Origin of the sequence: Citrobacter sp. Awk 4 (assembly GCF_028069725.1) — a bacterium.
In the GTDB taxonomy this organism is placed as follows: Bacteria; Pseudomonadota; Gammaproteobacteria; order Enterobacterales; family Enterobacteriaceae; genus Citrobacter_D.
This window is the reverse complement of the sequence record NZ_JANEWG010000086.1, coordinates 1-10,172: the sequence shown is the minus strand read 5'-3', so window position 1 is coordinate 10,172 and position 10,172 is coordinate 1. Positions and strand designations below refer to the sequence as shown.

At 50.0% G+C, this 10,172-nt stretch carries 7 protein-coding genes, 1 tRNA gene and 2 rRNA genes; 7 read left to right on the top strand and 3 right to left on the bottom strand.

Annotation, left to right across the window (positions count from 1 at the left end; all coding sequences use genetic code 11):
• The first annotated feature begins 247 nt into the window (after window positions 1-247).
• The 7 genes from NNO04_RS21640 (at window position 248) to NNO04_RS21610 (ending at window position 9,634) form a co-directional block, all read left to right on the top strand.
• Complete coding sequence (locus NNO04_RS21640; protein WP_271446410.1) at window positions 248-1,405, top strand: efflux RND transporter periplasmic adaptor subunit; 1,158 nt, start codon at window positions 248-250, stop codon at window positions 1,403-1,405.
• An 11-nt stretch (window positions 1,406-1,416) separates the two neighbouring features.
• Window positions 1,417-4,530, top strand: coding sequence for an efflux RND transporter permease subunit (locus NNO04_RS21635; RefSeq protein ID WP_271446409.1), 3,114 nt, complete (start codon window positions 1,417-1,419; stop codon window positions 4,528-4,530).
• A 270-nt stretch (window positions 4,531-4,800) separates the two neighbouring features.
• Window positions 4,801-5,022 carry a lipoprotein gene (locus tag NNO04_RS21630; RefSeq protein WP_203359788.1) on the top strand — a complete coding sequence of 74 codons (222 nt, stop codon included), beginning with the start codon at window positions 4,801-4,803 and terminating at the stop codon, window positions 5,020-5,022.
• A 454-nt stretch (window positions 5,023-5,476) separates the two neighbouring features.
• The gene (locus NNO04_RS21625; protein WP_271446408.1) at window positions 5,477-6,502 is read left to right on the top strand and encodes an amino acid ABC transporter substrate-binding protein; all 1,026 of its coding nucleotides are present in this window, start codon (window positions 5,477-5,479) and stop codon (window positions 6,500-6,502) included.
• Window positions 6,503-6,573: 71 nt separating this feature from the next.
• Window positions 6,574-7,755: an amino acid ABC transporter permease gene (locus NNO04_RS21620; RefSeq protein ID WP_271446407.1), complete on the top strand. Its 1,182-nt coding sequence runs from the start codon at window positions 6,574-6,576 to the stop codon at window positions 7,753-7,755.
• Window positions 7,756-7,764: 9 nt separating this feature from the next.
• Complete coding sequence (locus NNO04_RS21615; RefSeq protein WP_271446411.1) at window positions 7,765-8,868, top strand: amino acid ABC transporter permease; 1,104 nt, start codon at window positions 7,765-7,767, stop codon at window positions 8,866-8,868.
• Between the two features lie 7 nt (window positions 8,869-8,875).
• Window positions 8,876-9,634 carry an amino acid ABC transporter ATP-binding protein gene (locus NNO04_RS21610; RefSeq protein ID WP_271446406.1) on the top strand — a complete coding sequence of 253 codons (759 nt, stop codon included), beginning with the start codon at window positions 8,876-8,878 and terminating at the stop codon, window positions 9,632-9,634.
• 169 nt (window positions 9,635-9,803) lie between these two features.
• Here NNO04_RS21610 and rrf (NNO04_RS21605) read toward each other — a convergent pair.
• The 3 genes from rrf (NNO04_RS21605) to rrf (NNO04_RS21595) all read right to left on the bottom strand — a co-directional run bounded on the left by rrf (NNO04_RS21605) (window position 9,804) and on the right by rrf (NNO04_RS21595) (window position 10,165).
• Window positions 9,804-9,919 (bottom strand): 5S ribosomal RNA (gene rrf, locus NNO04_RS21605).
• Between the two features lie 40 nt (window positions 9,920-9,959).
• Window positions 9,960-10,035 (bottom strand) — tRNA-Thr (locus NNO04_RS21600).
• 14 nt (window positions 10,036-10,049) lie between these two features.
• Window positions 10,050-10,165 (bottom strand): 5S ribosomal RNA (rrf, locus tag NNO04_RS21595).
• Window positions 10,166-10,172 lie beyond the last annotated feature (7 nt).

Sequence of the window (10,172 nt, the reverse complement as noted above, 5' to 3'; positions counted from 1 at the left end):
TTCGTAATACAAATATAAATTTCAAAATGTGTTAATAAACATCAAAGCTTTACCTTCCCAATCATTTAAAGAATGCAAAATATTAATCTTTTTTGTGTTTCCGTGCCGTTGGCATCGCAACGAAATAAGTATTGCTTACATCGCAAGCTAATAATTTGTAGGATAGCTAACTGTTATTTTATTTGTTCACGTTAACGCCTTACCGTTACCCGGTAAATAACGAGCTTTTGTTTTTTAAGGAACAGTAATGACGAAATATGCCAGGTTTTCACTCCTGCCCTCATTCATCATCCTCTCTGCTGCGTTACTTGCCGGTTGTAACGATCAAGGGGAGTCACAGGTGAATACCGCTGAACCACAAGTCACCGTTCATATGGTCGAGTCCGCCCCTCTCGCTATCACCACCGAGCTGCCTGGACGCACAGCCTCATTTCGAATTGCAGAGGTACGCCCTCAGGTGAGTGGAATTGTGCTCAAAAGGAATTTTACTGAAGGCAGCGATGTTGAAGCCGGCCAGTCGCTTTACCAGATCGATCCCGCGACGTATCAGGCTGATTACAACAGCGCCAAAGGTGAACTGGCCAAAAGTGAAGCTGCGGCCACAATCGCACATTTAACCGTGAAACGTTATGTTCCGTTAGTAGGAACAAAATACATCAGCCAACAAGAGTACGATCAGGCCATTGCTGATGCTCGTCAGGCCGATGCGGCAGTAGCTGCAGCAAAAGCCGCTGTTGAAAGCGCACACATCAACCTTGCTTACACTAAAGTGACATCGCCAATTAGCGGGCGTATTGGTAAATCCAGTGTCACCGAAGGCGCGCTGGTAACCAATGGTCAGTCAACCGCGCTGGCGACCGTACAGCAGCTTGATCCTATTTATGTGGATGTGACGCAATCCAGCAACGACTTTATGCGCCTCAAACAGTCAGTCGAACAAGGGAGCCTGCACAAAGACAATACCCGCAGCGATGTTGAGCTTGTCATGGAGAATGGCCAGGCATATCCCCTGAAAGGCACACTGCAATTCTCTGATGTGACGGTTGACGAAAGCACAGGATCAATCACGCTAAGAGCCGTTTTTCCTAACCCTCAACACAGCCTGCTTCCCGGCATGTTTGTTCGCGCGCGTATAGATGAAGGAACTCAGCCCAATGCCATCCTCGTTCCGCAACAAGGTGTCACTCGCACACCTCGCGGCGATGCCACGGTGATGATTGTCAACAAACAAAATCAGGCAGAAACCCGCACGGTGATTGCCACCCAGGCGATTGGCGATAAATGGCTCATCAGCGAAGGCTTGCAGCCCGGAGACAAAGTCATTGTGAGCGGATTACAGAAAGTTCGCCAGGGAGTCCATGTCAAGGCTACCACCGACGCCCAGATAGCCGATTCAGCGCAATAAGGTAACAGGACATGGCTAATTTTTTTATTAATCGCCCTATCTTTGCCTGGGTACTGGCCATCATTCTGATGATGGCCGGTGCGCTGGCAATAATACAGCTCCCTGTTGCGCAGTACCCCACCATTGCTCCTCCCGCTGTTGCTGTTTCCGCAACTTACCCAGGCGCGGATGCGCAAACCGTGCAGGACACGGTGACTCAGGTTATCGAACAAAATATGAATGGTATCGATAACCTGATGTATATGTCATCCACCAGCGACGCTTCCGGAAGTGTGACGATCACGCTGACATTCCAGTCCGGTACCGACCCTGATATTGCGCAAGTTCAGGTGCAGAATAAACTGCAACTGGCCATGCCTTTACTGCCTCAGGAAGTACAACAGCAAGGTATTAGCGTCGAAAAATCCAGCAGCAGTTTTCTTCTTGTGGCGGGATTCGTTTCCGACAACAAGAATCTGACGCAGGATGACATTTCCGACTATGTCGCATCTAACGTTAAGGATGCCATCAGCCGCACATCAGGCGTAGGCGATGTGCAGCTGTTTGGTGCGCAGTATGCTATGCGCATCTGGTTCGACAGCAACGCGCTGAATAAATATCAACTCACTCCGCTGGACGTTATCAATCAGCTAAAAACGCAGAATAACCAGATTGCTGCAGGCCAGTTAGGGGGAACCCCCTCCATACCGGACCAACAGTTGAATGCCTCGATCATTGCGCAGACGAGGCTAAAAACACCCGAAGAGTTTGGTCGTATCACGCTGAAAGTGAACCAGGATGGTTCGATGGTTCACCTCAAAGATGTAGCCCGTATTGAACTCGGCGGCGAAAACTACAACATGGTGACCAAAATTAATGGCCAGGCGGCGACAGGATTAGGTATTAAGCTGGCAACCGGTGCCAATGCGTTGAATACGGCTGCGGCGATCAAATCTAAGCTCGCGGAATTACAGCCCTTTTTCCCGCAAGGTTTAAAGGTCGTTTATCCGTATGACACGACTCCCTTTGTAAAAATCTCAATTCACGAGGTCGTGAAGACACTGTTTGAAGCCATTATCCTTGTCTTCCTGGTCATGTATTTGTTTTTACAAAACCTGCGCGCAACGTTAATTCCAACCATCGCGGTGCCGGTCGTTCTGTTGGGCACGTTCGCCGTGCTGGCCGCCTTCGGTTTTTCTATCAATACCCTGACAATGTTCGGGATGGTTCTCGCCATCGGCTTGCTGGTTGATGACGCCATCGTGGTGGTAGAAAACGTCGAACGTGTAATGATGGAAGATAAGCTGCCGCCGAAAGAGGCAACGCAGAAATCCATGGAACAGATACAGGGGGCACTGGTCGGCATTGCGATGGTGCTCTCCGCGGTGTTTGTCCCAATGGCTTTCTTCGGTGGATCGACAGGCGCAATTTATCGCCAGTTCTCGTTGACCATCGTGTCTGCGATGGCGCTTTCCGTGCTTGTCGCGCTCATCCTGACTCCTGCCCTTTGCGCCACGCTGCTCAAACCGGCATCTGGCGAACATCACGAGAAGAAAGGCGGCCTCTTCGGCTGGTTTAACGCGCTATTTGATAAGAGCGTCGATCACTACAGCGGCAGCGTGAGCGGTATTCTACGCAAGACAGGCCGGTATCTGTTGGTGTATGTCCTTATTGTCGGTGGGATGGCCATCCTGTTCCTGCGACTGCCAACCTCCTTCCTTCCGGAGGAAGATCAGGGCGTTTTCATGACGATGGTACAGCTTCCGGCAGGTGCAACGCAGGCTCGTACACAAAAAGTCCTCGATCAAATTCAAAATTATTATCTGAACCAGGAAAAAGCCAACGTTGAGTCAGTTTTCACCGTCAATGGGTTCAGTTTCAGCGGTCAGGGGCAAAACGCCGGTATCGTCTTCATTAGTCTTAACCCCTGGGAAGAGCGATCTGGAGAAGAGAATAGCGTAGGTGCAATCGTGGCGCGTGCGACGAAAGCCTTCAGCCAGATCAAAGACGGGCTGGTATTTCCATTTAACCTTCCTGCCATTATCGAATTAGGTACGGCAACGGGTTTCGACTTTGAGTTGATCGACCAGGCCAACCTTGGCCATACGGAACTCACCAGGGCGCGAAATCAGCTGTTGGGCATGGTGAAAGAACATCCGGATTTACTGGTACGTGTGCGTCCTAATGGCCTGGAAGATACCCCACAGTTCAAGCTGGAAATCGATCAGGAAAAAGCGCAAGCGCTGGGTGTAAGTCTGTCTGATATTAACCAAACGATCTCCACCGCTCTCGGTGGCACCTACGTGAATGACTTTATCGATCACGGCCGGGTGAAAAAAGTCTACGTACAGGCGGATGCACCATTCCGTATGCTGCCCAGTGACATTAATAATTTCTATGTGCGCAGCGCAAATGGTGAAATGGTACCATTCTCAACCTTCAGTTCAGCTCACTGGATAGAGGGTTCACCACGTCTGGAACGCTACAATGGTATGCCATCAATGGAACTGCTGGGTGAAGCCGCACCTGGCAGAAGTACAGGCGAGGCCATGGTACTGATGGAAAATCTGGCAGCCAAACTCCCTGGTGGGATTGGCCATGACTGGACGGGTATGTCATATCAGGAACGTCTTTCGGGCAATCAGGCTCCCGCACTGTATGCGATCTCGTTAATCGTGGTCTTCCTCTGTCTTGCCGCACTGTATGAAAGCTGGTCCATTCCATTCTCGGTCATGTTGGTGGTACCGCTCGGTGTGGTCGGCGCACTTCTGGCGGCATCGCTTCGCGGAATGAACAATGATGTGTACTTCCAGGTTGGCTTGCTAACGACTATCGGGCTTTCAGCCAAAAACGCCATTTTGATTGTGGAGTTTGCCAAAGACCTGATGGAAAAAGAGGGACGCGGTTTGATTGAAGCAACGCTCGAAGCTTCACGCATGCGTCTGCGCCCTATCCTGATGACATCCCTCGCCTTTATTCTGGGTGTTATGCCACTGGTTATCAGCCATGGTGCAGGCAGCGGTGCGCAAAATGCGGTAGGAACAGGCGTGATGGGAGGAATGCTTACGGCGACATTGCTGGCCATCTTCTTCGTGCCAGTGTTCTTCGTCGTGGTTAAACGCCGCTTCAATCGACATAACGATTAATGTGTAAAATAAAGACGCCTCCGGGCGTCTTTTAACAAAATAACCACTTCCTTATTTATTAAATAGATAGTCATTTATTTTTCTCTATTTCATCTCTATAACACTCTCCCAACCGGTTTGTTTCTCCATTATTTTTACAATTCACACGAATTGAGATTATTCCCCATGCCAGATGCTTTTTAAGTGGTGGTAAAATAACCACGAGTTCGCAGATGGCCTGGCATTTGTCTTTGCTGTATTTCGCGAAACGTTTATTTTTGAGGTAACACCATGAAAAGATTAATTTCAGTTGCATTGCTCACCGCATTACTGGCGGGCTGTGCACATGACTCCCCTTGCGTACCCGTCTATGATGATCAGGGCCGTCTGGTTCATACCAATACCTGTATGAAGGGGACCACTCAGGATAACTGGGAAACTGCAGGGGCTATCGCCGTTGGGACTGCCGCCGTGGCTGGCATGACGATGGGGATCATCGCCCTCTCCAAATAAATGTTAAAAGCGCGGCATTGCCGCGCTTTTAACGTCAGAGACAGAATATTCATATAAGACAAAATGTTGGCTTCGTTTTAATCCCTGATTTTTAATTATCCGTTTTACCTACAGAGTACAGCGATAAATTTAACACTCAAAAACTTATTGCAACTATCACCGTTTCTTTCCCACATACTTTCTCTGTCAATTTTCACGCCCGAAATCGTTATTCAACACACCACCTGAAATTTAAATATTTTGCTCCAAAATGTGGCTTACGTTTCAATTTTGCACCATTTCAGGGCGCTGCATTTATTTTTTCCTGTCTACACTCAGACATATTGCGTTAGAGATTCGAACGCAAAACCTGGCACCACCTTTGCTTAAAAGAGTATGGCCAGAACCACAGACAGGTAAAAGGCGTTTCCAGAACGCCTCTCTATAACGATAATTTCGCCACACAGGATGCATTATGAAAAAGATGATGATAGCCAGCTTTGCTGCAGCCGGCGTGTTGCTTGCGCTTGCAAATCAGGCACATGCCGGAGCAACTCTGGATGCAGTGAAGAAAAAAGGTTTCGTACAATGTGGTATCAGTGACGGCCTGCCTGGCTTTTCTTACGCTGATGCGAGCGGTAAATTTTCGGGCATTGATGTTGATGTTTGCCGTGGTGTCGCCGCCGCAGTATTTGGCGATGATACAAAAGTAAAATACACCCCGCTCACGGCAAAAGAACGTTTTACGGCATTGCAGTCTGGCGAAGTTGATATGTTGTCCCGCAATACGACCTGGACCTCTTCTCGCGATGCCGGCATGGGCATGTCTTTCACCGGTGTAACTTATTACGATGGCATCGGCTTCCTTACCCACAATAAAGCCGGCCTGAAGAGCGCCAAAGAACTGGACGGTGCGACCGTTTGTATACAGGCGGGAACCGATACTGAACTTAACGTGGCCGATTACTTCAAGGCCAATAACATGAAATACACACCGGTGACTTTCGACCGCTCTGACGAATCAGCCAAAGCGCTGGAATCAGGCCGTTGCGATACGCTGGCCTCTGACCAGTCTCAGTTGTACGCCCTGCGCATCAAGCTGAGCAATCCAGCGGAATGGATAGTGTTGCCGGAAGTCATATCAAAAGAACCGCTGGGACCTGTTGTTCGCCGTGGCGACGATGAGTGGTTCTCTGTCGTTCGCTGGACGCTCTTTGCCATGTTGAACGCTGAGGAAATGGGCGTGAACTCGAAGAACATCGATGAAAAAGCCGCTAATCCGGCAACACCTGATATGGCACATCTGCTGGGTAAAGAAGGGGATTACGGCAAGGATCTTAAGCTTGATAACAAATGGGCTTACAACATCATTAAGCAAGTGGGGAACTATGCGGAGATCTTTGAACGCAATGTGGGATCGGAAAGCCCACTGAAGATCAAACGCGGTCAGAATAATCTCTGGAACAACGGCGGTATTCAGTATGCCCCTCCCGTACGCTAATCCGATGTGATGTAACGAGCGCCGCGACCAGGCGGCGCTCAACCAAGAGTCATGGTTTTCGAGGTTTTCTTATGTTCCATCGCCGCTCCCCCGTAAAAGGAACGTTATCCTTTTCTAACCCTGCGGTACGCGCCTGGTTATTTCAAATACTCGCCGTCATCGTGGTTGTCAGTGTTGCTATCTATTTACTCCATAACACCATTAATAACCTGAACAACCGGGGCATTACCTCAGGGTTTGCTTTTCTCGATCGCAGTGCCGGATTCGGTATCGTCCAGCATCTGATCGATTACGAACAGGGTGATACCTATGGCCGCGTATTTATCGTCGGATTGCTCAATACGCTTTTAGTTTCTGCATTATGCATTGTGTTCGCGTCATTTCTCGGTTTCTTTCTGGGGCTTGCTCGTCTGTCTGATAACTGGCTATTACGCAAACTCTCCACCTTCTACATCGAAACCTTCCGCAATATTCCGCCCCTGCTGCAGATCTTCTTTTGGTATTTTGCCGTACTGCGCAATCTTCCCGGGCCGCGTCAGGCCGTCAGCGCACTGGATCTGGTCTTTCTGAGCAACCGGGGACTCTATATCCCTGCCCCATTGCCAGGAGAAGGTCTGCTCGCGTTTTGCCTTGCGATCCTGTTTGCCGCAGCATTATCCGTTGGGCTATTTCGCTTCAACAAAATGCACCAGATAAAAACAGGTCAGCTACGCAGAACCTGGCCGACGGCAATGGCACTGTTAGTCCTATTCCCCATGATGGCGCACTGGATTTTTGGCGCTGCGCTTCACTGGAACGTACCGGAATTACGCGGGTTTAACTTCCGGGGGGGAATGGCTCTCATTCCTGAGCTGGCGGCGCTGACTCTGGCGTTATCTGTGTATACCTCCGCATTTATTGCAGAAATCATTCGATCCGGTATTCAGGCGGTTCCTTATGGTCAACATGAGGCTGCACGTTCACTGGGTCTGCCAAATACGGTGACGCTACGCCAGGTCATTATTCCTCAGGCACTACGCGTGATCATTCCGCCACTCACCAGCCAGTATCTGAACATTGTCAAAAACTCTTCGCTTGCCGCCGCTATTGGCTACCCGGACATGGTGTCACTGTTTGCCGGGACAGTACTCAACCAGACGGGGCAGGCCATTGAGACTATCGCCATTACCATGTCTGTGTATCTCATTATCAGTCTGTCTATTTCACTGCTGATGAACATTTATAACCGCCGTATCGCACTGATAGAGCGCTAAGGAATCATGATGACAAAAGCTCTGCTGTCTCATCCTCCGCGCCCGGCCAGTAACAGCGCAGGCCAGGCAATGTTGTGGGCCCGTAAGAATTTATTTTCCAGTTGGTCCAATAGCCTGCTGACGATTTTCTGCTTGTGGCTCATGTGGGAACTCATTCCCCCTTTACTGAACTGGGCTTTCTTACAGGCTAACTGGATAGGTTCCACCCGGGGCGACTGCACAAAATCGGGTGCCTGTTGGGTGTTTATCCATGAACGCTTTGGTCAGTTTATGTATGGGCTCTATCCGCATGAACAGCGTTGGCGTATCAATCTTGCATTACTCGCAGGCCTGCTCTCCATTGCCCCCATGTTCTGGAGGTCGATACCACATCGCGGACGTTATATTGCGGTTTGGGCCGTTATCTACCCTATCGTAGTCTGGTGGCTCATGTATGGCGGTGTTTTGGGCCTTGATCGGGTAGAAACGCGGCAGTGGGGTGGATTGACCCTGACCCTGATTATTGCCGCAGTGGGCATCGCGGGGGCACTCCCATTAGGGATTTTGCTGGCCCTAAGCCGCCGCTCTCATATGCCGGTCGTTCGTGTACTGTCCGTCATTTTTATTGAATTCTGGCGCGGCGTACCTTTGATTACCGTACTGTTTATGTCCTCAGTCATGCTACCGCTCTTCATGGCGGAAGGGACCAGCATCGACAAACTTATCCGGGCACTGGTGGGGGTCATTCTGTTTCAGTCCGCCTATGTCGCAGAAGTGGTACGCGGTGGATTACAGGCATTACCAAAAGGCCAGTATGAAGCCGCAGAGTCTCTGGCTCTGGGTTACTGGAAAACCCAGGGGCTCGTCATCCTTCCGCAAGCATTGAAAATGGTGATCCCTGGGCTTGTGAACACCATCATTGCACTGTTTAAAGATACCAGTCTGGTGATCATCATCGGCCTGTTTGATCTGTTTAGCAGCGTGCAGCAGGCCACAGTCGATCCCGCCTGGCTTGGCATGTCGACCGAGGGATATGTTTTTGCCGCCCTGATTTACTGGGTTTTCTGTTTCAGTATGTCTCGCTATAGCCAGCATCTTGAGAAACGTTTTAACACTGGGCGTACACCGCACTGAGGAATCTATGAGCCAATTATTAATCCAACCTGCCGACGCGATGATTACGCTGGAAAACGTCAACAAATGGTACGGACAATTTCATGTCCTGAAAAATATCAATCTGAACGTGAAGCAAGGCGAGCGAATCGTACTTTGCGGGCCATCCGGCTCTGGTAAGTCAACGACCATCCGCTGTATTAACCATCTGGAGGAACATCAGCAAGGGCGTATCATCGTCGATGGCATTGAACTCAATGAAGATATCCGCAACATCGAGCGTGTCAGGCAAGAAGTGGGGATGGTGTTCCAGCACTTCAATCTGTTTCCTCATCTTACGGTTTTACAAAATTGCACACTCGCGCCGATTTGGGTTCATAAAATGCCAAAGAAAGAGGCTGAGGCGCTGGCGATGCATTATCTGGAGCGGGTACGCATTGCGGAACATGCGCATAAATTCCCAGGACAAATATCGGGTGGTCAACAACAACGCGTGGCGATTGCACGCTCACTGTGTATGAAACCGAAAATTATGCTTTTTGACGAACCTACCTCAGCTCTGGATCCTGAAATGGTGAAAGAGGTACTGGATACCATGATTGGTCTGGCACAGTCCGGGATGACTATGCTGTGTGTGACGCATGAAATGGGGTTTGCCAGAACGGTCGCTGACCGGGTGATCTTTATGGATCGTGGTGAAATTGTTGAACAGGCACCACCAGAGGAGTTTTTCGCCCAGCCAAAATCAGAGCGTACTCGCGCATTTTTGTCGCAGGTGCTGCATTAATTTTGCATTCTTTAATGTCAGGCAAGGCCCGCAGGCCGGATAACCGGATAAAGTGTTTACGCCACCATCCGGAAAAATTCGTGCATCTATCCCGATTTACAGCACAGTGCTTATCAGGTCTACAAATGCAAAAAACCCCGGTCTTTCGGACCGGGGTTTCCTATTTGATGTCTGGCAGTTCCCTACTCTCGCATGGGGAGACCCCACACTACCATCGGCGCTACGGCGTTTCACTTCTGAGTTCGGCATGGGGTCAGGTGGGACCACCGCGCTACAGCCGCCAGACAAATTCTTTTCTACTGCACCGAACTTTAACCGAATTAAGTGGTGCTGATACCCAGAGTCGAACTGGGGACCTCACCCTTACCAAGGGTGCGCTCTACCAACTGAGCCATATCAGCACGCTAAATTTGATGCCTGGCAGTTCCCTACTCTCGCATGGGGAGACCCCACACTACCATCGGCGCTACGGCGTTTCACTTCTGAGTTCGGCATGGGGTCAGGTGGGACCACCGCGCTACAGCCGCCAGGCAAATTC

Coding starts and splice junctions, on each gene's coding strand:
- NNO04_RS21640 (WP_271446410.1), top strand. CDS start 248: ATGACGAAATATGCCAGGTTTTCACTCCTGCCCTCATTCATCATCCTC.
- NNO04_RS21635 (WP_271446409.1), top strand. CDS start 1,417: ATGGCTAATTTTTTTATTAATCGCCCTATCTTTGCCTGGGTACTGGCC.
- NNO04_RS21630 (WP_203359788.1), top strand. CDS start 4,801: ATGAAAAGATTAATTTCAGTTGCATTGCTCACCGCATTACTGGCGGGC.
- NNO04_RS21625 (WP_271446408.1), top strand. CDS start 5,477: ATGAAAAAGATGATGATAGCCAGCTTTGCTGCAGCCGGCGTGTTGCTT.
- NNO04_RS21620 (WP_271446407.1), top strand. CDS start 6,574: ATGTTCCATCGCCGCTCCCCCGTAAAAGGAACGTTATCCTTTTCTAAC.
- NNO04_RS21615 (WP_271446411.1), top strand. CDS start 7,765: ATGACAAAAGCTCTGCTGTCTCATCCTCCGCGCCCGGCCAGTAACAGC.
- NNO04_RS21610 (WP_271446406.1), top strand. CDS start 8,876: ATGAGCCAATTATTAATCCAACCTGCCGACGCGATGATTACGCTGGAA.